This window comes from Kitasatospora sp. NPDC086009 (genome assembly GCF_044540385.1).
Lineage (GTDB): Bacteria > Actinomycetota > Actinomycetes > Streptomycetales > Streptomycetaceae > Kitasatospora.
Map to the genome: position 1 here is coordinate 207,999 of NZ_JBITSA010000014.1, position 23,905 is coordinate 231,903.

The following is a 23,905-nucleotide window of genomic DNA, read 5'->3' on the forward strand; positions in this document are numbered from 1 at the left end:
CCGACCTCCCGCGCCCTCCCGCGCGGCCTGAGCTCCCCCACCGGATCCGCCTCGCCGGATCCACCGCGCCTGGACGCGCGGGCCCTGACGGGCCCGACCGTGCAGATGCCCCGACCCGGGACCGCACCGTCACCTCGGTGCGCCCCGGTCGCCAGCCGGAACGGGACCACCCCACGCCCGCCGCCGGCGCCACCACCGACGTGCCGACAAGCCCACCACACAAGGGAACCGCCCATGTTCGCACTCTCTCCGTCGCAAGAGATCGTCTGGCTGCACGAACAGATGCTGCCGGGCAGTCGCGCCTACAACTTCACCGCCGTCCTCGACCTGTACGGCACCCTCGACCGGGACGCGCTGCACGCGGGCCTGGCCGCCGTCCTGGACCACCACCCGGGCCTGCGCCTGGAGTTGGTGCCCCGGTCCGAGGGCCTGCCCGGCCAGCGGGTCGCCGAGGGGTGTCGACCGGAGCTGCGCCACAGCGACTTCACCGCCGAGGACGACCCGGACGCCGCCTTCCGGCGACTGCTCGCCGCCGAGGCCGAGGAGCCGGTGGACACCGAGCGGGCGCCGGTGCTGCGCTGGCACCTGGTCCGGATCGCCGAGGAGCACCACCGGCTGATCCACGTCGAGCATCACCTCGTCCACGACGGCCACTCCTTCGCGATCCTGCTGCGCGACCTGTTCACCGTCTACCGTGCCCAGGTCCTCGGCGAGCCCTACGAGCTGCCCGCCGCCCCCTCGTACGAGGAGCACGCGCGGACCGCCGCCGACGTGTCCCGCGAGCGCGCACTCGACTTCTGGACCAAGGAGCTGGCCGACGCGCCGCGCGAGGTCACGCTGCCCGGGCTGGCCCGGCCGGGCGCCGAGCGCCGCCACCGGGGCGGCCAGCTGCGCCAGTCGATCGGCGCCGACCTGGCCGAGCGGCTGCGCGAGCGCAGCAAGGCGGACGGGCACACCCCGTTCAGCACCATGCTCGCCCTGCTCGCCGAGCTGCTGCGCCGGCACAGCGGGCACCGCGAGCTCGTGGTCGGCACCGCCGTCGGCAACCGCCCGGAGGGCTTCGAGGGCACCGTCGGCATGTTCGTGAACACCGTGCCGCTGCGCCTGCGGCTCGATCCCGCCGCGCCCGGCACCGAGGCGGTGGACGAGGTGACCGACGTCCTGATGCGCGCGCTGCCGTACCAGGACCTGCCGGTGCAGGAGCTGACCCGCCGCCTGGGCCTGCACACCAGCGGCGCCGACAACCCGCTGTGGAACGTGATGTTCAGCGCGCACGACGCGGCGCTGCCGGACGTCCAGGCGCCCGGGCTGGAGGTCTCGCTGTACGAGGGCTTCAACACCGGCACCACCCGCTTCGACCTCGACCTGGTGCTGCTGCCCGACGACCGCCGGGTGGTCGGCGAGAAGCACGGCGTCGCCGGCATGACCCTGGTCTGGGACTACGACGCGGACCTGTTCCGCGAGTCCGAGGCCGTGCTGCTGTCCGAGCGGCTGCTGGAGCTGCTGCGCTGCTACCTCGACCGCCCGCTGGCGCCGATCGCCGAGCTGGCCCCGGCGCCCGCTGCAGAGCCGCCCGCCACCGTGCCCGCGGACGCCCCGGCCGGGCCCGCCGACGCCCCGGCGTTGCTCGACCCGGCCGCCGCCCACGATCCGAGCGCGCTCGCCCTGCTGGCCGGCAGCGAGCGGATCAGCTACGGCGAACTCGACCGCCGCGTCGCCGCGCTGGTCGAGCGGCTGCGCGCCGCCGGGGTCGCCCCCGGTCAGCCGGTGGCCACCGTCCTGCCGCGCGGCGCGGACAGCGTGGTCGCCCTGCTCGCCTGCCTGCGCCACGGCGCCGTCTACGCCCCGCTGTCCACCGAGGACCCGGCCGCCCGGCTCGGCCTGCTGCTGGAGCGGCTGAGCCCGGCCCTCGTCCTGGCCACCCGGCAGAGCGCCCTCGCGCTGCCCGCCGAGGGTGTCACCCCGGCGCTCCTGGACGGCCCGGCGTTCCCGAAGGCCGAGCCCGCCGAGGTGCTGGACGGCGCCGCCTACCTGATCCACACCTCCGGCTCCACCGGTGTGCCCAAGCCCGTCCGGGTCGGCCGTGAGGCGCTCGCCGGCTACGTCGCCGCGATCGCCGCGCGCTACGAACTCACCTCCGCCGACCGGGTGCTGCTGTTCGCCCGGCCGTCCTTCGACGTCGCGCTGGAGGAGGTGCTGCCCGCGCTCGCCGTCGGCGCCGCCCTGGTCGTGCCGCAGCGCGAGGTGCCCACCGGGCCCGAGCTGGTGGCCGTCCTCGCCGCCCGCGGCGTCACCGTCGCCAACCTGCCGACCAGCTACCTGCTCGCCGTCCGCGAGGACCTGTGCGAAGCGCTGCGCGACGACCGCTGGTCGCCCCGGCTGCTCGTGCTCGGCGGCGAGCGGCTGCCCGCCCGGGCGCTCGCGGACCTGATCGAGCACACCACCGTGCTGAACGGCTACGGCGTCACCGAGGCCACCGTCACCTCCACCGTGTACCAGGTGACCGCCGCCGATGTCGCCGCGGACGCCGAGGTCCCGCTCGGCACCGAGCTGGACGGCGTCCGGATGTACGTCCTGGACGACACCCTGCGCCCGCTGCCGGCCGGCTGCGTCGGCGAACTCGTCGTCGCTGGGCCGATGCTGGCCGACGGCTACCTCGGCCTGCCGGAGCCGACCGCCGCCCGCTTCGTCAGCGTCCCCGCGCTCGACGGCGCCCGCGTCTACCGCACCGGCGACCGCGGCTACCGCGACCTGGACGGCCGGCTGTGCTTCCTCGGCCGCGCCGACAACCAGGTCAAGCTCCGCGGCCACCGCATCGAGCTGGAGGAGATCGAGGCCGCCGCCTCCGCCGAACTCGGCGGCCGCTCCTGCGCGGTGGTGCTGCACACCGACCCGCAGACCGGTCCCCGGCTGCTCGGATTCCTGGAGGGCACCGACCGCCCCGACCAGGCCGGCCTGCACGAGGCGCTCGCCCGCCGGCTGCCCGGCGGACTCGTCCCGGCGAGCTGGACCGCCGTCGCGGCGATGCCGACCCTGCCCGGCGGCAAGCCCGACCGCGCCGCCCTCGCCCGGCTGGCGGACGAGGCCGAGGAGGCCACCGACGCGGAGACCGCGCCGAGCGCCTTCGCCGACCCCGCCCAGGAGTTGATCGCCGCCGCCTGGCGCGAGGTGCTCGGCCACGACCGCTTCTCCGCGGACTCGCACTTCTTCGAGGTCGGCGGCCACTCGCTGCTCGCCGCGCAGCTCGCCGCCCACCTGGAGCCGCACCTCGGCAGCCGCCCGCCGCTGCGCACCCTGTTCCGCCACGCCGTGCTGGCCGACCAGGCCCGCGCCCTCATCGGCCAGAAGTGAAAGGCGGCACCGAGATGACCGCGCCCTCCGCCGTCCTGGAAGACGGCCACCGCGAACTCGTCGAGGCCTTCGAGAGCTTCGTCCGCCGCGAACTCGTCCCGCTGGCAGCGGAGTTGCCCGAGACCGCCGACCAGGTGCCGGGCGACCTGCGCAGCTACGTCCGCAAGCGCTCCGCCGCGCTCGGCTTCTACGCCGGCGACTACCCGGAGGAGCTCGGCGGCTCCGGCATGCCGTTCACCGCCGTCGTCCTGCTGCACCACGCCGCCGGGCGCAGCGGCTGCGTCCTGGCCCCGTACGCGCTGGCCGGCTCCGACGGTCCCAGCCCGCTGCTGCGCCACGGCACCCCCGAGCAGATCGAGCGCCACCTGATCCCGCTGGTGCGCGGCGAGCAGACCCGCTGCCTCGCCCTCACCGAGCCGCACGCCGGTTCCGACGCCTTCCGGCTCACCACCACCGCGCGGCGCGACGGCGACCGGTGGGTGCTGAACGGGCGCAAGACCTTCGTCAGCAACGCCGAGCACGCCGGGATCGCGCTGGTCGTCGCCGCCACCGACCTCGGCGACGGCGCCGGTCCCACGACCGGGTCCACCGCCTTCGTGCTGCCGATGGACCAGCCCGGGCTGCGGATCGGCCAGCGCTATGAGGGCATGTCCGGCGAGCCGCTGTTCGAGCTGCTCCTCGACGGGGTCACCGTCGGCCCGGAGGCCGTGATCGGCGGCGAGGAGGGGGTCGGTGCGGCCACCGCCCTCGCCATGGACAGCCTCTCGCGCGGCCGCCTGGTGGTCGCCGCGATGTGCAACGGCATCGCGGAGTACGCGCTGCGCATCGGCGTCGAGTACGCCAGGGACCGGCGTGCCTTCGGCCGGGTGATCGGCGAGTACCAGCACGTCCAGGAGCACCTGGTGTCGACCCGGGCCGAGGTCGAGTCCTCCAAGCTGCTCACCCTCGCCTGCGCCCGGCTGGTCGACGAGGGCACCGAGTCGCCCGAGAACGCCGCGCTCGCCAAGCTCACCGCCTCCGAGACCGCGGTGCGGGCGGTCGACCGCTCGCTCCAGGTGCACGGCGCCACCGGCTGGGTGCGGGGCCACCCGCTGGAGTTCCTGTACCGCTACGTGCGGATGACCACGATCATCGAGGGCACCTCCGAGGTGCAGAAGGTCATCATCGCCCGCTCCATGGGCTTGAACTGACGGTTCGTCAAGACTGAGGAGACCATGATGGAATTCCTGAGCGTCGCATCCGGCCGTCCGTACCGGGACGGCGCGATCCTCGACCTGTTCGCCAGCTGGGCGCAGCGCACCCCGGACGCCCCCGCGCTGATCGACGGCGAGCGGACCTACAGCTACGCCGAGCTCGACCGCCTCGCCGACAGAACGGCCGAAGCCCTGCGCGGCAAGGTCGGCCCGGGCGACCTGCTCGGCGTCTGCCTCGGCCACTCGGTGTCGCTGGTGGCCGTCACCCTGGCCGCCGCCAAGCTCGGCGCCGTCCACCTGCCGCTCGGTCCGCGCCCCGGCGAGCGCCGGCTGCGGGCCGTCGCCGAGCAGCTGCGACCGGCCTGCCTGGTCGGCGAGCCGGACCTGCTGCCGCCGGGTGGCGAACGCCTCGCGCTGGACCTGCCCACCGAGGGCGTGGTGGCCGCCCTGGCGTCCGGCACGCAGGTGCCCGTTCCGGCCGGCACCCACTACGCGGTGCTCACCTCCGGGTCCACCGGCACCCCGAAGGCCGTCGCCGTCACCGGGCCCGCGCTCGGCGCGATGCTGCGGTGGTACCGCGAGCTGACCGGCCTCGGCCCCGGCGAGCGGCACAGCCTGCTGATCGGCGTCGCCTTCGACCCGCACGTGATGGAGCTGTGGGCCGGTCTCACCTCCGGCGCCGCCCTGGTGGTGGCCCCCGAGGCCGTCCGCTGGGACTCCGGCGCGCTCACCGACTGGTGGGGCGAGGCCGGCATCACCGTGGCCGTCCTGCCCACCCCGCTGGCCGAGCCCGTCCTGGGCCGCTCCTGGCCCGCCGGGCTGGCGCTGCGCCACCTCACCGTCGGCGGCGACCGGCTGCGCCGCGCCCCCGGGCCGGACGTCACCGCCACCGTCCACAATGCCTACGGCCCCGCCGAGGCCACCGTCACCACCACCGTGCACACGATGGCCCCCGGCGGCGACCACGGCGACGGTGCACCGCCGATCGGGCTGCCGATCGCGGGCGCGGTCGTGCTGGTCACCGACGAGGACGGCCGGCCGGTGCCGCGCGGCGTCTCCGGTGAGCTGCGGATCGGCGGACGCGGCCTGGCCGCCGGGTACCTCGACCCCGAGCTGACCGCCCTCCGCTTCCTCGATGCCCCCGAGGGCGTGGACGGCACCGACCGGGTCTACCGCACCGGCGACCGGGTCGTCATGCGTGCGGACGGGGTGCTGGAGTTCCAGGGCCGCCTGGACGACCAGGTCAAGGTCAGCGGTGTGCGGATCGAACCCGCCGAGGTCGAGGCCGCGTTCGAGCGCGACCCGCGGGTGCGCCGGGCGGTCGTGGCCGCCGAGCAGGCGCCCGCCGGTGGCGTCCGGCTGCTCGCCTTCGTCCAGGTGGGCGACGGCGGGGAGTCCGGCGGGGCCGCCTCCGAGGGCGGCATCGACCCGGCGCGGCTGCTGGACGCCGTCCGGCCCTGGCTTCCCGAGCAGGCGGTGCCCTCCGCCGTCCGGTTGGTGGACCGCTTCCCGCTGGACGCCAACGGCAAGGTGGACCGCCGGGCGCTGCTGGCCGCGGTGCCACCGGAGCCCGCGGCGGCGGAGGAGGGCGACACCCCCGCCGAGCGCACCGTACTGAAGCTCTGCCGTGAGCTGATCGGCCGTGCCGATCTCGGCCTCGCCGACAACTTCCTCGCCTCCGGCGGCAACTCGCTCGCCGCCGCCCGACTGCTGGAGGCGCTCGAAAGCGCGTACGGGATCCGGCTGCGCGCACCCCTGGTGCTGCGCCAGCCGGACCTGCGGGCCGTCGCCCGACTGGTCGAGGAGCGGGCGGCCGCCCCGGCCGCGACCGCCTGACCCTCCCGCACCGCCTCACTGGGGCGCCCCGGCCGTACCGCCGGGGCGCCCGGAAGGGAACACCATGACCATCGCGACCTTGCCCGCGCTGATCGCCCAACAGGCCGAACGGCAGCCCGACGCGCTCGCCGTGACCGACGGCACCACCATCCTCACCTACCGCGAACTCGTGGGCGCCGCAGCCAGGTTGGCCGCCGTCCTGACCGCCCGGGGAATCGGCCCCGGCAGCGCCGTCGGCCTGCTCTGCGCCCGCTCCACCCGCCTGGTCGTCGCCCAGCTCGCGATCTGGCGCACCGGCGGCCACGTCCTCCCGCTCGACCCGGCCTACCCGCGCCCGCGCATCGCCGAGATGACCGCCGACGCCGGAGTCCGGCTCGTCCTCGGCGACAAGGCGCTGCTCGCCGAGGCCGGCCTCACCGAGGACCGGACCCTCGTGCTGACCGAGCACGGCACCGACGCGACCGGGTCGGTGGCGCCCGACGCCGCCGACCCGGCCGCGCCCGCCCTGGTCTTCTACACCTCCGGCTCCACCGGGCGGCCCAAGGGCGTGCTCGTCCCGCACGCCGCCGTCACCGACCTGGTCACCGCCCCGGACGCCATCGCGGTCGGCCCGCGCGACCGGGTGCTCTTCCACTCCGCCGTCACCTTCGACGCCTCCACCTTCGAGCTGTGGGCCCCGCTGGCCCGCGGCGCCGCCGTCGCCGTCTCGCCGGCCGACCGGCCGACCGCGGAGGACCTGGGCCGTGACGTCGAGCGGTTCGGCGTCACCACCCTGCTGCTCACCAGTGCGCTCTTCCACCACCTCGCCGCCCGGCAGTCGCGGATCTTCGGGGTGCTGCGCACCCTGGCGGTCGGCGGCGAGGTGCTGTCGCCCGAGCACGCGGGCTCGGTGCTGCGCGCCTTCCCGTGGCTCGAACTGGTCAACGTCTACGGACCGACCGAGGCCACCACCTTCACCACCCTGCACCGGGTCACCCAGGCCGACTGCGCCGGCGCCGTTCCGATCGGCCGGCCCTTCGGCGGTGCCCGCGTCCTCGTCCTGGACGAGCGGCTCGCGCCGGTCCCGCCGGGCACCGTCGGCGAGCTGTGGATCGCCGGTGAACGCCTCGCCCAGGGCTACGTCAACCGGCCCGAGCTGACCGCCGAGCGCTTCCGCGAGCTGCCGGACGTCGGGCGTGCCTACCGCAGCGGCGACCTGGTGCGCGAACTGCCCGACGGCACGCTGGAGTTCCACGGCCGCACGGACGAGCAGGTCAAGGTGCGCGGCTTCCGGATCGAACCGGGCGAGGTCGAGCACGCGCTGCTGCAGCTCCCCGAGGTCGCCGAGGCGGCCGTCGTGGTCCGCAGGGCCGGGCAGGACGACGCCGCCCTCACCGCCTGCGTCGTCCTCGCCGAAGGCGCCGGCCAGGCCGTCGGGACGCTGCGCGCCCGGCTCGCCGAGCGACTGCCCGCCCATCTGCTGCCCACCGCCTGGACGGTGCTCGCCGCGCTGCCGCTGACCGGCGCCGGAAAGGTGGACCGGCGGGCACTGGCCGCCGCCGACGAGGTCGGGCAGCGCCCCGCCGAGCGCGTCGCGCTCACCCCGATCCAGCAGGTCGTCGCCGAGGCCTGGAGCCGGGCCCTGGAGCGTCCGATCACCGACCCGGCCGCCGACTTCCTCGCCGAGGGCGGCCACTCGCTGCTCGCCATGTGGGTCGTCGACGACCTGCGGGAGGACCTCGGCGTCGAGCTGTCGCTCGGCGACTTCCTCGACCACCCGACCGTCGCCGGGCAGGCGGAGCTGCTCGAACGGGGCCTGCGGGCCGCCGACGGCGTGGGCGGTGCGGGAGCTCCCGCCGCATCGGTCCCCGCCGCCGCTTCGGACGAGGCGCCGGGAGCGGGCCGGTGACCGCCGTCGACCAGGCCGACCTGCTGCGCCGCGCCCGTGGCCGGCGCAGCGCCGCCGCCCCGCCGCGCCGCCCGACCGTGCCCGACGGCCCGGCCCCGCTCTCGCACGCCCAGCAGCGGATGTGGCTGATGGACCACCTCGGCCAGGGCGGCGCCCTGTACAACGTCCCGATCGCCGCCCGGCTGCGCGGTCCGCTCGACCGGGCGGCCCTCGCCGCCGCGCTCACCGGGCTGACCGAACGGCACGCCGTCCTGCGCACCCGCTACCCGAGCCGCGCCGGACAGCCGTACCAGCAGACCGACCCGGTCGCCCCGGTGCCGCTGCCGGTCGTGGACGCCACGACGGACGAGGCGGCCGCGGTGCGGCTCGCCGCCGAGGCCGCCCGCCCGTTCGACCTCGCCACCGGACCGGTGCTGCGCGCCCTCCTGCTGCGGAACGGGCCGCAGGACCACACCCTGGTCCTGACGATCCATCACATCGCCGTCGACGGCGGCTCGCTGCCGGTCCTGGCCGCCGACCTGGCCGCGCTGTACGAGGCCGCTCGCGACGGCACGCCGCCCCGGCTCCCGGCGCCCGGACCGTCGTACGCCGAGTACGCCCGCCAGGAGCGCGCCCGGGACGCCGAACTCACGGCCGCCGCCGACGCGCTCGCCGCCCGGCTGACCGGCGCCCGCCCGCCGGCGCTGCTGCGGGCCGTCCCGCCCGGCGCCCGCGAACGCAGGGCCGCGCTGCACGCCGCTCCGCTGGACCCCGCCGTCCTGGACCGCCTGCGCGGCCTCGGCGCCCGGCACGGCGCCACCCTGTTCACCGTCGTCCTGGCCGCCGCGTTCGCCACCCTGCGGACCGCCTCCGGGCAGGACGACCTCGTCCTCGGCTGCGCCAGCGGCCACCGCGCCCGGCCCGACCTGCGGCACACCGTCGGCCTCGCGGTCAACACCCTCGCCGTCCGGGTCGACCCGGCCGGAGACCCGTCGTTCGCGGAACTGCTGACCGCCGTACGGGGCCAACTGCTCGACGCCCAGCGGCACCACGACGTGCCGTTCGACCTCGTGGTCGAGCGGCTCGGCGCGGCCTCCCGCGGCACCGACGGCACCCCGCTGCTGTCGGTCACCTGCGACCTGATCCAGCCCGCCGCACCGCTGGCGCTGCCGGGCCTGACCTCCGAGAACGTCGAACTCGACCTGGGGCTGGCCAAGTTCGGCCTGGCCCTGCTCGTCGAGGAGGGTCCCGCGCCGCGCTGTCTGGTGCAGCACGACCGGGACGTGCTGGACGAGGCCACCGCCGTCCACCTGCTCGACGCCTTCGCCGCCGTGCTCACGGCGGTGGCGGGGGAGGCGGATCCGCACCTGTCCGAACTGCCGGGACGCCTCCTGGCCGCCGCCGAACACCCGGTGGTGGAAGGCCTGCTGGCCGACCCCGGCGTGGTCGAGGCGGCCGTGATCGAGCGCGCCGACGGCCCGCCGCTCGCCTACGCGGTGGTCCGCGGACCGGTCGCCCCGACCGGCACCGAGCTGCGCGCCGCCCTGCGCGGACGCCTCCCGGCCGCCGAACTCCCGCACGCCGTCACCCTGGTGGACCGACTGCCGCGCCACCCCGACGGCGCCCCCGACCCCGCCCGGCTGCCGGGCGCCGCCACACCTCCCGGTGACGGACTGCCTCCGGACGGCCCGGTGGACACCGTCCGGGAGGCGTTCGGCGAACTGCTGGGCACCACCCCGCCCGCCGACGGCGACTTCTTCGCCCTCGGCGGCCACTCCCTGGTCGCCGTCCAGCTCGCCGAACGCCTGCGGATCCGCACCGGGCTGCCGCTCACCGGCCTCGACATCCTGGAGCAGCGCACCCCGCGCGCCCTCGCCGCGATGCTCGCCACCCGCGAGGACGAGCGCCGCGCGGCCCTCGCCCGGACCTCCGGCGCCCGCCCGCGCACCCGCTCCCGCACCGGCACCGTGCTGCTCACCGGCGCGACCGGCGGGGTCGGCGCGGCGGTCCTCCAGGAGCTGATGGCCCAGGGCAGGCCGGTCCGCGTGCTGGTCCGGCCCGAGTCCGCGCACCTGCCCGCCCTGAACGGCGCGGAGGTGGCGGAGGGCGACCTCGCCGACCCGGACAGCCTGCGGCGCGCCGTCGAGGGGGCGGACGCCGTGATCCACTCCGCCTGCACCTTCACCGACCACGCCACCGACCTCGCCGCGATGCGCGCCCTGGTCGACGGCTGGCGGGCCGGCGGCCCGTTCGTCTTCGTCAGCAGCATCGACGCGTACGGCCGCCCGACGGGCACCCAAGTCCCCGAGGGCAGCCCCAGCGGCGCGGCGGTCACCCCGTACGGGCAGGCCAAGCTGGACTGCGAACGGATCCTGTTCGAAGCCGCCGCCACCCGGAGCGGCCAGGCCACCGCCGTGCGCGCCCCGATCGTCTGGGGCCCGCACCACCGCCTGCGCGACCAGCTCCGCTGGGGCTCCACCGGCGCCCTCTACCAGGCCGCCCTGGCCGGCCGCCCGATCGCCCTCCCGGTGGCCGACCACTGGTACGGCGCCTCCTGGGTGCACGCCGCCGCCCTGGCCCGCGCCCTCGCCGCCTGCACCACGCCGGGGCACCCGGCGGCCGGCCGGGTCGTCAACGCGGTGAGCGGACACGTCTCCTGGGCGGAGTTCACCGCCGAACTGGTCCGCCTCCTCGGCACCGACAGCCCGATCACCACCGCCCCCGACACCGACGAGGAACTCCGCCGCCCCTGGCACTACCTGACCGAGACCCTGACCGCCCCCCTCACCCCCGAACCGGGCGAGGACTGGCGCACCGTCCTGGCGGCAATGGTCGGCTGAGCCGGCCCGCAGCACGTCAAGGAGCCCCGCCAGAATTCCCTTCTGGCGGGGCTCCTCGGATCTGTTCTACGGCCGACGACCCCCGGTTCCTGGGCAACGCCGACCGGGTCGCCCACCGGGACGAACTCGACGCCGTCGTGCGGGAGACCACCCCCCGGGCCTGAGCACCGCGGACCTCGTCGACCGGTTGGACGAGGCCCCGGCAGGCGTGTCCGTCCCGCGAACAGAGCCGTCCGCCACGTGTCTGTCACGGCCGCGGGCGAGTGCCTACCGTCGATCCCGAGCCGGGCGGGAGCCTCCCGCCCGGGCAGGACGAAGGAGTGAGAGCGTGACGGTGACCGACCTCGCGGCCCTGGCCGAGCAGTACGCGGAGAACGGCTACGTACTGGTCAAGGGGCTGCTCGACCGCGCGGAGGCGGCGGAGCTGCGCCGCGGCGCCCACCGGCTGCTGGCCGCACTGGACACCGGCGAGGACCCGACCTGGGGCGCGGCGGCCGTCCTCGCGGCCGGCCGGCCGACCCGCCTCCAGCACCTGCACGACGCGCAGTTCCACTCCGCGGCCTTCTCCCGGCTGCTGGTGGACGAACGCTTCACCTCCGTCGCGGCGGCCGTGCTGGGCGGTCCGAACGTGCAACTGCACCACACCAAGCTGTTCGTGAAGCCCCCGGAGAACGGCTCGCCCTTCCCGCCGCACCAGGACCACCCGTTCTTCCCGCACACCCACCACCGGGTGGCCGCCGCGATCTTCCACCTGGACGACGCCCCGGAGGAGAGGGGCTGCGTGCGGATCGTCCCGGGCAGCCACCGGCTCGGCCCGCTGGAGCACGTGGAGGAGGGCGGTCACCACCTCCCGCAGGTGCCGTCGGCCTCGGCGCTGCCGCTGCCCGCCGAGGCCGGGGACGTGCTCTTCTTCTCCTACCTGACGATCCACGCCTCCGGGGTCAACACCAGCGAGGAGGCCCGGACCACCTGGCTGGTGCAGTTCCGCGACCCGGCGGATCCGCCGGCGGTCCGCACGCATGACCACTCGCTGGGCCAGGGCATGATGCTGGCCGGGGTCGACCCCACGGGCAGGAGGAACGCTTGACCCTGGAACAACTGGCGCACGCCGGGGCGTTCGGCGAACTCACCGGCGTCCTGCGGAGCTGCCAGGTGGACGACTTCCGAGCCGACTTCGTCCACCTGGGGTTCTATCCGACCTCGCCGTGGCGCAACTACTGGCACCGGCACTCCTTCTACGAGGTCTGCCTCGCCTACGGCGGCGCCGGCCGGTTCAGCGCAGGCCAGGAGCACCACGAGGTCGGAGCGGGGGACGTCTTCGTCGCCCGCCCCGGCGTGGTGCACGAGATCGAGTCGAGCCGCGCCGAGCCGCTCGGCATCGTCTACTGGGGGTTCACCCTGCTGGAGGGGCGGCCCGGGCCGCTGCCGGGCGAGCGGGGCTGGTGGTCCGGACTCACCGACCTGGCCGGGCCGGCGGTGTCGCGGAGCACCGGGTCGCTGGCCTCCCTGGTGGCCGCCCTCGCCGAACAGGCGGTCCCGCTGCGCTCCGGCTACCAGGCGGGGCTGACCGGTCTCGGCACCGCCCTGGTGGTGGAGACGGCCCGGGCCTTCGCCCCCGAGGAGGACCTGCGGGTGGCGGCGAGCCCCGGTACCCGCCTCTCGCCACCGGTGGTGCTGATGCGGCGCTACCTGGCCGACAACCTGGCCCGACCCGTCACCGTCCGCGACGTGGCGGCCGCCGCGCACCTCTCCGCACGCCATGCCGAACGCCTCTTCCTGGCCGAGACCGGTTCCTCCCTGATGGCCTCGCTGCGCCGGATGCGGCTCGACCTGGCGGCGATGCTGCTTCTGGACTCCGCCACCGGCATCGCCGACATCGCCCGGTCCTGCGGCTACCTCGACACCCGCGCCTTCACCACCGCCTTCCGCCGCCACCACGGCCACCCACCCGCCGCCCACCGCACGCTCCGGGGCACCCTGCACCTCTGAGCCGCCCGGCGGGGCGTTCACTCTCAATCCATTGCAACGAATGGATAGCGGCTCGTTGCATTAGGCGCGAAACCATTGCAATAAAATCACCGCAACTACCTGCGACGATGGGATTCTGACGCAACGAATGTGTTGCCAGTATCGTGAATGCAACGTAGCTTTTCCCTCATCGGAAACGACGGGCCGACCGAGTGCCCGCCGCCGCAGAAGGAGAAGAACGATGCAGAAGTTCGCCACCACCACCCCGATCGCCGCCGTCCTCGACATCCCCGCCGGCAGCGTCCGGCTGATCGCCGCCGACCGCGGCGACACCACCGTCGAGGTCCTCCCCGCGAACGCCGCCAAGGGCGCCGACGTGAAGGCCGCCGAGCGGATCACGGTCGAGTACACCGACGGCGTCCTGCGGATCACGGCCGCCCCGGCCGCCAACCGCCTCCTCGGCCAGTCCGGCGCCGTCGAGGTCACCGTCCAGCTCCCCGCCGGCTCCCGGATCCAGGCGAAGACGGCCGCCGCCGACCTGCGGGGCGTCGGACGCCTGGGCGACGTCACCCTCGACGGCGCCCAGGGCTCGGTCAAGCTCGACGAGACCGCGAACGCCCACCTCGCCCTCCTCGCGGGCGACATCACCGTCGGCCGGCTCAACGGCTCCGCGCAGCTCAGCGCCCGCAAGGGCGACCTGCGGATCACCGAGGCCACCGGCGGCACCCTCGACCTGCGCACCGACGCCGGCGCCGTCGAGATCGGCGCCGCCCGCGGCGTCTGCGCGACCCTCGACGCCGGCACCGCCCACGGCCGGATCCACAACACCCTCCAGAACACCACCGGCACCGACGCCGCACTCACCATCCGCGCCACCACCTCCCACGGCGACATCACCGCCCGCAGCCTCTGAACCGCCCACAGCCCCCGAACCGCCCACAGCCCGGTCATGAGGCCGGCGGTCGTGACGTCCCATCAGGTGAATTTCGCCGCGGCCGGCCCCCGCCGACTCTTCGCACGGGAACGAATCGACGCAATCGAGGCCGGTACCGCCCGCCTCACGCTGTCGAGGGAGCACCCCCGTGTCGCGTTTCCCGCACGCCAAGAAGTCCGCCGCCGTGCTGTGCGGCTCGCTGATGCCGGCCGGCGGGTGCTTCGTCGGGAGCTCCAGCGGGGTGGGGGACAGGCTCGGGGTGGCGTTCCGGGCCACCCGGGACTGACGCCCGTCGGCCCCGGCGCCCTGCGTCCGCCCGGGTGGGGCCGTCCACGGTCCCGCCGGCGAGGACCGAGGGTCTCGCCCGCCACCTCCGCCCCCCGCACGACACCCGCTCCGGCGTCCGGCTCTGAGCCGGGCGGCCTCCTCGGCAGCCTCGGGGACCACCGATCCAGGATCAGAAGAGAGAGCAGCACCTTGCCCAGCCCCTTCCGTCCGAGTTCGTTCCTCCCCCCGCTGGCCCTGGGCGCGGCTCTGCTGCTCGTCGCACCGGCCCATGCGACCGCCATGCCGGGCCTCGCCGTCGGCTCCCTGCCTCTCGGTACCCCGGCGGTCGGGGGTCACCCTGTCGCTACCCCCGCCGTCGGAGCTGCGCCGCTCGGTTCCACGCCCCCGGGTGCCACGGCTGCCGGCCCCCCGCCCCCGGCTTCCGTGCCGCTCGGTGTCGTGCCCGCGAGCGCCGTCTCCCGCGGCTCCACGGGCCCGGTGCGGCCGCCGATCCACCACCGCCCCGGGTTCCCGGCCCACTTCACCGCCCCCTACCTGGAGACCTGGAACTCGCCCGACACGCTCGCCGAGGTCCGCAGGAACACCGGTCTGAGCTACTTCACCCTCGCCTTCGTCGTCAGCGACGGCGGGTGCAACGGCGCCTTCGACGGCACCATCCCCGTCGACGACCCGGAGTGGCTGTCGGCCCTGCGGGGTCTGCGGACGGCGGGCGGCGACGCGATCGTCTCCTTCGGCGGGGCCGGCGGGCGTGAACTCGCCCAGGCCTGCGACACGGTGAGCGCCCTGAAGGCCGCCTACCGGCGCGTGGTGAACACCCTGGGCGTCACCAGGATCGACCTCGACATCGAGGGCGCGGCGCTGGACGACCAGCAGTCCGACGACCGCCGCAACCAGGCGCTCGCCGAACTGCAGCAGGAGTACCGCCTGCTCGGCCGCCCGCTCGACGTGGACTACACCCTGCCGGTCAACCCCTGGGGTCTGTCCGACAACGGGGTGTGGCTGCTGACCAACGCGCGGCAGCACGGACTGGACGTGGACGTGGTCAACGTCATGACGATGGACTACGGGCCCGACCTCGACATGGGCGCCGCCGCGATCGGGGCCGCGACCGGACTGCACGAGCAACTCGGGCGGCTCTGGCCGGAGAAGAGCCCCGAGCAGCTGTGGGCGATGCAGGGCAACACCCCGATGATCGGGGTCAACGACGCCGTCAACGAGGTCTTCTCCACCGAGGACGCCGCCCGCCTGGCGAGGTTCGCGGCCGAGAAGGGCATCCGGCTGCTCGCCTTCTGGTCGGTCGGGCGGGACCGGCCCTGCGCGGCGGCGGGCACCCTCTCGGAGCGGTGCAGCGGCACCGCCCAGGATCCCGCCCACTTCTCCCGCATCCTCGACCCGTTCCCGCGCACGCACTCCCGGCCATGGACCGCCCGCACCCCGGACGCCTTCCGCAAGACCCCCCGGTGACGGTGACGGTGACGGTGGCGGCGGGCCGTTACTCCCGGCCCGCCGCAGCGATCACCGGGCGGAGCAGGTCGAGCACCCGGGTCCAGTCGTACGCGGCGCCGGCCTCCTCGGCCTTGGGCTGGTGGGGGGCGGCGTCACCGATCAGGACGCCCATCGACCGGAGCCGGGTCAGGCTCTCCGCGTAGGCGGGGTGGGCGGCCTGGGCGGCGTTGAGGTAGGGCTGGACGGCCACCGGGATGCCCAGGCCGTACGCCTCGCAGAGGATGCCGAGGGCGAGGGTGTCGGAGATGCCGGCGGCCCACTTGTTGATGGTGTTGAACGTGGCGGGCGCCACCGCGATGGCGTCCGCCGGGGGCAGCGGCCGGGGGTCGCCCGGCGTGCGCCAGGCGGAGCGGATCGGGTAGCCGGTCCGGGCTTCGACGGCCTTCCGGTCGATGAACCCGAGTCCGTTCGGGGTGGCGATCACGCCGACTCCCCAGCCCTCGGCCCGGGCGGCGGTGATCAGCTCGTCCACCCCGCCGGCGATGCCCGACGCGCAGACGACGATGTAGAGGAACGGCTCGCGATGCGCGCTCACACCTGAACTCCCGACTCTCCCGGCCGCCATGGTGAAGCCCCAGGGCGGCGCTCCTGCGGCCAGTCTGCCCTGCCGGTGGGGCCAGTACAGTTGGGTGAGGCATACCTTACGAACATCCGACCGGATCGTCTACGACCATGTAGTCGGCCGTGGTGAGGGCGCAGGCGTCGCCGGGTTCGCTGTACGTCTGCCCGGCGGCGCGGCCGTGGACGGGAGACATGGTGGACGACAGTCGGGACACGAGGCGGCCGCACGGCGAGCTGGTCGCGGACGTACTGGCCGTGCTGTGGGCGGCCGAGCGGCCGCTGACGGCGCAGGAGGTCAACGAGGCGCTCGACCGGGGGCTGGCCCGGACGACGGTGGCGACGGTGCTGGGCCGGCTGCACGAGAACGGGACGCTGCAGCGCAGCCGCCCGGGGCGGGGCTTCGCGTACGCGCCGGTCGCCGACGCCGCCGGTCTGGTGGCCGGGCGGATGCGCCGTGAACTGGAGAGCGACCCGCACCGTGAGCTGGTGCTGAAGCGGTTCGTGTCGTCGCTGTCCGAGGGGGACGAGGAGGTGCTGCGGCGCCTCCTGCTGGAGGCCCCGGACGGAGAGGGCCGCGCATGACCCTGGCCCTCGCCCTGGTCGCGCTGACGCTGCTGGCTCCGTGGGGCGCGGCGCCCGCCGCCCGCCGGCTGGCCGCGCTCCTGCCGCCGCGCGAGGCGTGCGTGGCGCTGACGGGTGCGGCCGTACTGCTGGCGGGCGGCACCGCGGCGGCGCTGGTCGCGCTGTTCCACGTGCCGTTCCTCGCCTCGATGGAGCGGGTGCCGCCGGCGCGCGTGCTGGAGCGGTGGCCGGCCGTCGTGCCGGTCTCCGGTGCGGCCGGGGTGGTGCTGGCGGTCCAGGCCGTGCTGCTGGCGCGCCGCTGGCTCGCCCATCGCGCGCTGCTCGCGAAGGCCTGGGAGTCCACCGGTGACGGGGTGGCCGACGGCGACGTGCTGGTGGTGCCGGGCGGCGACGCGGAGGCCTTCGCCCTGCCCGGCTTCCGCGGGCGCCCCGGGCGCGTCGTGGTGACCTCGGGCATGGTGCGCGAACTCGGTCCGGCGGAGCGCGAGGTGCTGCTCGCGCACGAGCGGGCCCACCTGGCGGGGCGCCACCACGTGCTGTCCGTCGTCACGGACCTCGCGGCGGCGGCGCACCCGGCGCTGCGGGGCCTGCGGGAGGCGCTGGGCTTCCACCTGGAACGGTGGGCCGACGAGGCCGCGGCCGGGTCGGTGGGGGACCGCCGGCTGGCGGCGACGGCGATCGCGCGGGCGGCGCTGGCCGGGTCCGCCGCCACCCGGGCGGGCGGGAGCCGGAACCCGCTGCTGTCGGTGGGCGCCGGTCCGGTGCCGCGGCGGGTCGAGGCGCTGCTGGGGTCGGTGCCGGTCCTGCCGCGCGGTCGCGCGATGCGGGTGGGCGTGGCCTGGCTGGTGGCGGTGGTGGCGGTGTCGGTGCTGGTCCCGGGGCTGGCGTACGGGCTGCACGAGTACGTGGAGTACGCCGCGCGGGCCGTGTCGGGCCGGTGACGGGCCGTTGTCGGCGCCGGCCGCCGGCCGCCGGCGGCGGGGGAGCGGGTGTCGCGGACGACATCGATGTAGACCGATCGGCGCGGCGCGGCTATCGTTGGCCTCGGTGCGCCGTGCGGCGCGATGCGGCGCCGTGCCCGGCGCGGCGCGCGAGCGGGTTTCGCGGCCCTTCGGTGATCGGCGTTCGGCAGTGTGGCATGGCGTCGGTGGTCCCGTGACCCCCGCCGGAGGTGGTGCAGCCCTCCACCAGCGATTGGATGCGACGTGTACGACAGGGGGAAGGGATCGTCGAGTCCCTTCGAGCAGACCGTCCACCTCCTGTCGGCGGCCGGCCGGGCGGCGGACGCCCTGCTCGCGGCGCGCCTGGAGTTCCGGGGGATGAGCCCGGCGCACCTGTCCGTCCTCTCCACGCTGGCCCGGCTGGGCCCGCACGCCCGGCCCGATCTGGTCGCCGGGATCGACGGGGGTGCGGTCGACACCGCGCAGACCCTCGACGATCTCGTCGCGGCGGGCCTGGTGCAGTCCCTGTTCGTCCAGGTCGGCGGTCGGCACGAGGTGCTGACGCTCACCTCCTCGGGGCAGCTCGCGCTGGAGATCCTGCACAGCGACGAGTCGGCCGTGCAGGACGACCTGCTGGTGTCCCTGACGCGCGGTGAGCGCACCCAGTTGAACTCCCTGCTGCGGCGGGTGTGCGCCGCCGCCGCCCGTAGCGGCTCGGCGGGTTCGGCTCCGCGCCGGGCCGCCGACTGGGTCCTGACCCGCGAACGCCGTACGGAGTGGGCCGTCGAGCGCGAGGGCGCCGGCGGGGCAGCCGGGGCGCCCGGGGTGGCCGGCGAGCGGTCCGAGGACGTGGCCGATCGGGACGACGGCGGGGCCCCGGCCGGTTCGTAGCCGTCCCGCCTCACCAGGTGAAACGGGCGCCGCGCGCTACTGATCGGTCACCCCGGCCGCCTCGGCGACGGGGCCGGCCTGCTCTGGGCCGAGATGTGGCGCCGCTTCAGTCCGGTCGCGATGATCTGCGTCGGCGCGGTCACCGTCGCCGGCCTCTGGCTCGGCCGGAAGCACGTCGGCGCGGTCTCCCCGCTCTGGACCACCGGCTACGGCACCGCCCTGCTGGTCGAGATCCTGCTGGTCGTCGGCCCGGTCACCGCGGGCGCCTTCAACCAGTTCCGGCTGATGCCCCGGATCGCCCGGGCCCCGGGCCGGTCGGCCCGGGGGCGGGTGTGGGTCAGCTCCCGGAGCGGCGGAGGAGGTAGGTGTCCATGATCCAGCCCTTGCGTTCGCGGGCCTCGTCGCGGAGCGCGCGGATCCGGGGGGCGGTTTCGGCGAGGGGGCCGGCGACGAGGATCTCGTCCGGGGTGCCCAGGTAGGCGCCGTAGAAGATCTCCAGCCCCTCGGGGTCGATCCCGGTGAACGCGGCCCGCCCGTCCAGCATCACCACCACGTCGTCCACCTGCTCGGGGAAGCCCTCGGCGAGACGGCGGCCGGTGGTGATCTGCAGCGGGCGGCCGACCCGGGTCAGGGTGGTGCGGTGCCGGGCGGCGAGCGCCGAGACGCTGCTGATGCCCGGGACCACCTCGTACCCGAAGGTGGTGCCGCCGCGGGCCAGGACCTCGTCGATCACGGCGATGACGCTGTCGTAGAGGCTCGGGTCGCCCCAGACCAGGAACGCGCCGGTCTCCTCCGGGCCGAGGTGTTCGGCGACCAGCCGCTCGACCAGGTCGGCCCGGCGGGTGCGCCAGTCGTCCACGGCCGCGGTGTACGCCGGGGTGGCGCGGTCCCGCTCGGCGTCCGCGACCTCGATGACGCGGTGGCCCGGGCGGCCGTGCTCGGTCAGCAGCTGCCGGCGCAGCCGGATGAGGTCCTGCCGTTCCTCGTTCTTGTCGAGGATGAAGAAGACGTCGGTGCGGGCGAGGGCCTTGACCGCCTGCAGGGTGAGGTGGTCGGGATCGCCCGCCCCGATGCCGATGAGGAAGATGTGCCGCATGACAGTGATTGTGCCGTGCGGCTGCCCGTCCGCCGGGCGGGGCCGGTCCCGGGCGAACGGCCGGGTGGGCCGCGGAGGACCGGTCCGGCGGCGCTGTGACGTCATGCGCGTGCCCCTGACCCGGCCTTTCGGCCGTCGCCATGACGGCCCGTCATGTTCTGACTCCGCCGTTGGGGGTAGCCGGCACGGCGTGCGCGGCGGCGAGCACCTTGGCCGGGGTGACCAGCACGTCCTTCTTGACGCGCTCGTCCTCGACCACCACCTGAACTGCCCGGGCGGCCGGGGGCCGCCGGGGCCGTCCGGCCATCCGCGATCCGGACAATCACTGACGCGCCGCCGGCGATGGGCCTAGGGTGGGCGGTGCAGTCGGTTCGCCGTGTCCTCCAGCCACGGCGTCGCAAGAGGGAACCCGGTGGGAATCCGGGACTGCCCCGCAGCGGTGAGTGGGAACGACCGCCGTCACATGCACTGGGCCCAGCCGGGCCCGGGAAGCGACGGCCAGTAGGTGTCCGGCCTGGAAGCCAGGCGGACGTGCCCGCGAGTCCGAAGACCTGCCACTGCCCGCGTGCACCCCGCACGCGGTGATCTCGGTGACCTCGAGGGCGGGTCGGCGGAGCGGGCGGGCCCACCCCGGTGCCCTGCCCCCACTGCCGTACCTCCACGCCGTCGTGCTCTCCCGGGATCGCAGCGCGACTCGCGAAGGAGAGTTCCGTGTCACCGAGTTCCACCACCCCGCAGGCCACCGTGTACGGCTACCCGAGGCAGGGTGCCGACCGGGAGCTGAAGAAGGCCGTCGAGGGGTACTGGGCGGGCCGCGTCGACGCCGCCGCCCTGCACGCCACCGCCGCCGTCCTGCGCCGCGCCAACTGGCGGCAGCTGGCGGACGCGGGCATCACCGAAGTCCCCACCGGCGACTTCTCGCTCTACGACCACGTCCTGGACACCACGGTCGCGGTCGGCGCGATCCCGGCCCGCCACCGCGCCGCCGTCGACACCGACCCGCTGGACGGCTACTTCGCCATGGCGCGCGGCACCCAGGATGTCGCACCGCTGGAGATGACCAAGTGGTTCGACACCAACTACCACTACCTCGTACCGGAGTTGGGCCCGGACACGGTCTTCGCCGCGAACTCCGCCAAGCCGGTCTCCGAACTGCGTGAGGCGCTCGGCCTCGGCCACCGCCCCCGGCCCGTGCTGGTCGGACCGCTGACCTACCTGCTGCTCGCCAAGCCCGCCCCCGGCGTGGCCGCCGACTTCCGGCCGGTCACCCTGCTGGACCGGCTGCTGCCCGTCTACGCGGAACTCCTCGCCGACCTGCGGGCCGCCGGCGCCGACTGGGTCCAGCTGGACGAGCCCGCGCTCGTCCAGGACCGCACCCCGGCCGAACTGAACGCCGCCACCCGCGTCTACCGCGAGCTCGGTGCGCTCACCGACCGCCCGCGACTGCTGGTCACCAGCTACTTCGACCGGCTCGGCGAGGCCCTGCCCGTCCTGGCCAAGGCCCCGATCGAGGGCATCGGCCTGGACTTCACCGGCCCCGGCGCCGCCAACCTCGACGACCTCGCCGCCGTCGGCGGAGTGCCCGGCAAGCGCCTGGTCGCGGGCGTGGTGGACGGCCGCAACATCTGGATCAACAACCTGGAGAAGTCCCTCGCCACCCTCGGCACGCTGCTCGGCCTGGCCGACCGGGTCGACGTCGCACCGTCCTGCTCGCTGCTGCACGTCCCGCTCGACGCCGACCTGGAGCGCGACCTCGACCCGCAGGTCGCCCGCTGGCTCGCCTTCGCCCGTCAGAAGACCACCGAGGTCGCCACCCTGGCCCGCGGCCTGGCCCACGGCACCGATACCATCGCGGCCCAACTGGCCGCCAACCGGGCCGACCTGGCCTCCCGTGCCGGCTCGGCGCTGACCCGCGACCCGGCCGTCCGGGCCCGGGTCGCCGCCACCGCCCCCGAGGACGCCCGCCGCGCCCCGGCCTACCCCGAGCGCGCCGAGGCGCAGCGGGCCCGGCTCGGTCTGCCGCTGCTGCCGACCACCACCATCGGCTCCTTCCCGCAGACCACCGAACTGCGCACCGCCCGCGCCGACCTGCGCGCCGGCCGCATCGACGACGGCACCTACCGGGACCGGATGCGGGCCGAGGTCCGCGAGGTGATCGCCTACCAGGAGAAGGCCGGCCTCGACGTGCTCGTCCACGGCGAGCCCGAACGCAACGACATGGTGCAGTACTTCGCCGAGCAGCTGACCGGCTACCTGGCCACCCGGCACGGCTGGGTGCAGTCCTACGGCACCCGCTACGTCCGGCCGCCGGTGCTGGCCGGGGACATCTCCCGCCCGCACCCGATGACCGTGGACTGGTACCGCTACGCGGCCGATCTGACGGACCGTCCGGTCAAGGGCATGCTCACCGGACCGGTGACCATGCTCGCCTGGTCCTTCGTCCGGGACGACCAGCCGGCCGGCGACACCGCCCGGCAGGTCGCGCTCGCCCTGCGCGACGAGGTCACCGACCTGGAGGCCGCCGGCGCCGCCGTCATCCAGGTCGACGAGCCGGCGCTGCGCGAGACCCTGCCGCTGCGGTCCGCCGACCGGGCGGCCTACCTGGAGTGGGCCACCGAGTCCTTCCGGCTCTCCACCTCCGGGGTCCGCGCCGACACCCAGATCCACACCCACATGTGCTACGCCGAGTTCGGCGCGATCATGACCGCCATCGACCAGCTGGACGCCGACGTGATCTCCCTGGAGGCGGCCCGCTCGCACATGGAGGTCGCCCACGAGCTGGCCGGGGCAGGCTACCCGCGCGAGGTCGGCCCCGGCGTCTACGACATCCACTCGCCCCGGGTACCGAGCACCGAGGAGGCGGCCTCGCTGCTCCGCGCCGGGCTGGCCGCGATCCCGGCCGAGCGGCTCTGGGTCAACCCCGACTGCGGCCTGAAGACCCGCGGTTGGACGGAGACCCGGGCCTCGCTGGAGCACCTGGTCGAGGCGGCCAGGCTGGTCCGCGCCGAACTGGGCGGCTGACACCGCGCCGGGGTGGGCGGCGGTCCGGCCCGCCGCCCGCTCCGGTCCGTCCGCGGCGGTGAGGTCCACCTGGAGCGGCAGGACGTCGGTCGTGCGGCCGAGCGCGGTGAGGTCCTCGGTCACGGTCCGGGAGGCGGCCAGCACACTGACGCCCTCGGCGGCGAGGGCCCGGGTGACGGCGAGGCCGATGCCCTTGCCCGCCCCGGTCACCACGGCGGCGTTGCCCGACAGGTGCCGGTCCATCGTCGACTCCTCCAGCGCGCTGCCCGGCCGCCGTCCGCCCGGCCGGATGCGGCCAGGCCGGAACCATCGCAGCTCTGCCCCGGGCCGCATCCGGGCCTCGGGGGCGGGTCAGACCCGGTCGGAGGCCAGGTCGGCCGGGGTGGTCCACTCCTCGGCGAGCAGGCCGAGCACGACCTCGTCGCGGTGGGCGCCGTAGGCCCAGGCGGAGCGGCGCAGGGTGCCTTCGAGGGTGAAGCCGGCGCGGGTCGCGGCGGCGATCATCGGCAGGTTCTCGGCGAGGGTGTCGATCTGGAGGCGGTGCAGGCCGCGGACGGTGAAGCCGTAGTGGCACAGCAGCGCGACGACCTCGCGGGCCAGGCCCCGGCCGCGGAGGGCGGGGCGCAGGGCGAGGCCGAGATGGGCGGTGCGGTTGTGGGTGTCGATGCCCCAGAGGAGGGCCTCGCCGGCGAGGTCGCCCGAGGGGAGGGTGGTGACGGAGAAGCAGGCGGCCTCGTCCGAGGGGGCGGCGACCGCGTACGGGGACCGGGCGGCGCCCGGTGGAACGGGCTGCCAGGGCCGGGAGTCGGCCCGGGAGCGGGTGGCGACGTCGTCGTACAGCTCGGCCTGCAGTACGGGGACGTCGGCGTCGTGTCTGGCCCGGAGGGCGACTTTGGAGTTGTGTAGCATGTCACATTGCTATCAGGGTCGGTGCCGTCCGCACCAGCGAATTCCCGCGCACCGGGCGGGTGATGGAGTTCCCGCCCGGGCCTGCAGGCGGCCCGCCGGAGCCTGCGAGGCGCCCGCCGGG

19 protein-coding genes, 1 pseudogene and 1 riboswitch are annotated in these 23,905 nt (G+C 75.5%); of the genes and pseudogenes, 15 read left to right on the plus strand and 5 right to left on the minus strand.

The features are described 5' to 3' along the window. Positions 1 to 234 precede the first annotated feature (234 nt). From ACIF6L_RS28710 to ACIF6L_RS28755, 10 genes are all read left to right on the plus strand, one after another. A complete protein-coding gene (locus ACIF6L_RS28710; RefSeq protein WP_396489772.1) occupies positions 235 to 3,351 on the plus strand; it encodes an amino acid adenylation domain-containing protein in 3,117 nt (1,038 codons plus the stop codon). A 14-nt stretch (positions 3,352 to 3,365) separates the two neighbouring features. Further along, positions 3,366 to 4,541 (plus strand): acyl-CoA dehydrogenase family protein, encoded by a 1,176-nt coding sequence (locus ACIF6L_RS28715; RefSeq protein WP_359836532.1) that lies wholly within the window; start codon positions 3,366 to 3,368, stop codon positions 4,539 to 4,541. A 27-nt stretch (positions 4,542 to 4,568) separates the two neighbouring features. After that, complete coding sequence (locus ACIF6L_RS28720) at positions 4,569 to 6,380, plus strand: amino acid adenylation domain-containing protein (RefSeq protein ID WP_396489774.1); 1,812 nt, start codon at positions 4,569 to 4,571, stop codon at positions 6,378 to 6,380. 64 nt (positions 6,381 to 6,444) lie between these two features. Then, positions 6,445 to 8,268, plus strand: a complete 1,824-nt coding sequence (locus tag ACIF6L_RS28725; protein ID WP_396489776.1) for a non-ribosomal peptide synthetase — start codon at positions 6,445 to 6,447, stop codon at positions 8,266 to 8,268. Continuing rightward, positions 8,265 to 11,087: a condensation domain-containing protein gene (locus ACIF6L_RS28730; RefSeq protein WP_396489778.1), complete on the plus strand. Its 2,823-nt coding sequence runs from the start codon at positions 8,265 to 8,267 to the stop codon at positions 11,085 to 11,087. The genes ACIF6L_RS28725 and ACIF6L_RS28730 overlap by 4 nt, the downstream gene beginning before the upstream one ends. A 328-nt stretch (positions 11,088 to 11,415) precedes the next feature. Then, a complete protein-coding gene (locus ACIF6L_RS28735) occupies positions 11,416 to 12,174 on the plus strand; it encodes a phytanoyl-CoA dioxygenase family protein (RefSeq protein WP_396489780.1) in 759 nt (252 codons plus the stop codon). Further along, positions 12,171 to 13,076: a helix-turn-helix domain-containing protein gene (locus ACIF6L_RS28740; RefSeq protein ID WP_396489782.1), complete on the plus strand. Its 906-nt coding sequence runs from the start codon at positions 12,171 to 12,173 to the stop codon at positions 13,074 to 13,076. Before ACIF6L_RS28735 ends, ACIF6L_RS28740 begins: the two co-directional genes overlap by 4 nt. 220 nt (positions 13,077 to 13,296) lie before the next feature. Then, positions 13,297 to 13,968, plus strand: a complete 672-nt coding sequence (locus tag ACIF6L_RS28745; protein ID WP_396489784.1) for a DUF4097 family beta strand repeat-containing protein — start codon at positions 13,297 to 13,299, stop codon at positions 13,966 to 13,968. A gap of 169 nt (positions 13,969 to 14,137) precedes the next feature. Beyond that, positions 14,138 to 14,275, plus strand: coding sequence for a hypothetical protein (locus ACIF6L_RS28750; protein ID WP_396489786.1), 138 nt, complete (start codon positions 14,138 to 14,140; stop codon positions 14,273 to 14,275). Positions 14,276 to 14,715: 440 nt separating this feature from the next. Beyond that, a complete protein-coding gene (locus ACIF6L_RS28755; RefSeq protein ID WP_396489788.1) occupies positions 14,716 to 15,741 on the plus strand; it encodes a chitinase in 1,026 nt (341 codons plus the stop codon). A 28-nt stretch (positions 15,742 to 15,769) separates the two neighbouring features. Here the strand turns inward: ACIF6L_RS28755 and ACIF6L_RS28760 are convergent, their stop codons facing one another. Next, positions 15,770 to 16,318, minus strand: a complete 549-nt coding sequence (locus ACIF6L_RS28760; protein WP_396489790.1) for a flavoprotein — start codon at positions 16,316 to 16,318, stop codon at positions 15,770 to 15,772. 218 nt (positions 16,319 to 16,536) lie between these two features. On the opposite strand from ACIF6L_RS28760, the gene ACIF6L_RS28765 reads away from it, so the two are divergent. The 4 genes from ACIF6L_RS28765 to ACIF6L_RS28780 all read left to right on the plus strand — a co-directional run bounded on the left by ACIF6L_RS28765 (position 16,537) and on the right by ACIF6L_RS28780 (position 19,133). Next, positions 16,537 to 16,926, plus strand: a complete 390-nt coding sequence (locus ACIF6L_RS28765; protein WP_359810906.1) for a BlaI/MecI/CopY family transcriptional regulator — start codon at positions 16,537 to 16,539, stop codon at positions 16,924 to 16,926. After that, positions 16,923 to 17,867 (plus strand): M48 family metalloprotease, encoded by a 945-nt coding sequence (locus ACIF6L_RS28770; RefSeq protein WP_396489792.1) that lies wholly within the window; start codon positions 16,923 to 16,925, stop codon positions 17,865 to 17,867. Before ACIF6L_RS28765 ends, ACIF6L_RS28770 begins: the two co-directional genes overlap by 4 nt. Positions 17,868 to 18,131: 264 nt before the next feature. Beyond that, positions 18,132 to 18,758 carry a MarR family winged helix-turn-helix transcriptional regulator gene (locus tag ACIF6L_RS28775; protein WP_359810910.1) on the plus strand — a complete coding sequence of 209 codons (627 nt, stop codon included), beginning with the start codon at positions 18,132 to 18,134 and terminating at the stop codon, positions 18,756 to 18,758. Positions 18,759 to 18,851: 93 nt separating this feature from the next. Continuing rightward, on the plus strand, positions 18,852 to 19,133 hold the full coding sequence (locus ACIF6L_RS28780) for a CopD family protein (protein WP_396489794.1): 282 nt from the start codon (positions 18,852 to 18,854) through the stop codon (positions 19,131 to 19,133). On the opposite strand, the gene cobF is transcribed toward ACIF6L_RS28780, so the two are convergent. Then, a complete protein-coding gene (gene cobF / locus ACIF6L_RS28785; protein WP_396489796.1) occupies positions 19,096 to 19,854 on the minus strand; it encodes a precorrin-6A synthase (deacetylating) in 759 nt (252 codons plus the stop codon). The two genes, ACIF6L_RS28780 and cobF, sit on opposite strands and share 38 nt — an antisense overlap. 151 nt (positions 19,855 to 20,005) lie before the next feature. Further along, positions 20,006 to 20,161, minus strand: a complete 156-nt coding sequence (locus tag ACIF6L_RS28790) for a hypothetical protein (protein ID WP_396489798.1) — start codon at positions 20,159 to 20,161, stop codon at positions 20,006 to 20,008. Between the two features lie 92 nt (positions 20,162 to 20,253). After that, a riboswitch (cobalamin riboswitch) is annotated at positions 20,254 to 20,407 on the plus strand. Positions 20,408 to 20,565: 158 nt separating this feature from the next. Between ACIF6L_RS28790 and metE the strand changes: the two genes are divergently transcribed. Beyond that, entirely contained in the window at positions 20,566 to 22,875 is a 2,310-nt protein-coding gene (gene metE / locus ACIF6L_RS28795; RefSeq protein WP_396489800.1) for a 5-methyltetrahydropteroyltriglutamate--homocysteine S-methyltransferase, read from the plus strand. Positions 22,876 to 22,890: 15 nt separating this feature from the next. Here the strand turns inward: metE and ACIF6L_RS28800 are convergent. Both ACIF6L_RS28800 and ACIF6L_RS28805 read right to left on the minus strand, forming a co-directional pair. Beyond that, a pseudogene (locus ACIF6L_RS28800) lies at positions 22,891 to 23,208 on the minus strand (SDR family NAD(P)-dependent oxidoreductase); the annotation flags it as partial. A gap of 18 nt (positions 23,209 to 23,226) precedes the next feature. Further along, positions 23,227 to 23,784 (minus strand): GNAT family N-acetyltransferase, encoded by a 558-nt coding sequence (locus tag ACIF6L_RS28805; RefSeq protein WP_396489802.1) that lies wholly within the window; start codon positions 23,782 to 23,784, stop codon positions 23,227 to 23,229. Positions 23,785 to 23,905: the final 121 nt, after the last annotated feature.

Bases quoted from the DNA above. Each gene is read 5' to 3' on its own strand.
- ACIF6L_RS28770 (WP_396489792.1), top strand. From the start codon at position 16,923: ATGACCCTGGCCCTCGCCCTGGTCGCGCTGACGCTGCTGGCTCCGTGG.
- ACIF6L_RS28805 (WP_396489802.1), bottom strand. From the start codon at position 23,784: ATGCTACACAACTCCAAAGTCGCCCTCCGGGCCAGACACGACGCCGAC.
- ACIF6L_RS28780 (WP_396489794.1), top strand. From the start codon at position 18,852: ATGTGGCGCCGCTTCAGTCCGGTCGCGATGATCTGCGTCGGCGCGGTC.
- ACIF6L_RS28715 (WP_359836532.1), top strand. From the start codon at position 3,366: ATGACCGCGCCCTCCGCCGTCCTGGAAGACGGCCACCGCGAACTCGTC.
- ACIF6L_RS28720 (WP_396489774.1), top strand. From the start codon at position 4,569: ATGGAATTCCTGAGCGTCGCATCCGGCCGTCCGTACCGGGACGGCGCG.
- cobF (WP_396489796.1), bottom strand. From the start codon at position 19,854: ATGCGGCACATCTTCCTCATCGGCATCGGGGCGGGCGATCCCGACCAC.
- ACIF6L_RS28790 (WP_396489798.1), bottom strand. From the start codon at position 20,161: ATGGCCGGACGGCCCCGGCGGCCCCCGGCCGCCCGGGCAGTTCAGGTG.
- ACIF6L_RS28710 (WP_396489772.1), top strand. From the start codon at position 235: ATGTTCGCACTCTCTCCGTCGCAAGAGATCGTCTGGCTGCACGAACAG.
- ACIF6L_RS28765 (WP_359810906.1), top strand. From the start codon at position 16,537: ATGGTGGACGACAGTCGGGACACGAGGCGGCCGCACGGCGAGCTGGTC.
- ACIF6L_RS28725 (WP_396489776.1), top strand. From the start codon at position 6,445: ATGACCATCGCGACCTTGCCCGCGCTGATCGCCCAACAGGCCGAACGG.
- ACIF6L_RS28745 (WP_396489784.1), top strand. From the start codon at position 13,297: ATGCAGAAGTTCGCCACCACCACCCCGATCGCCGCCGTCCTCGACATC.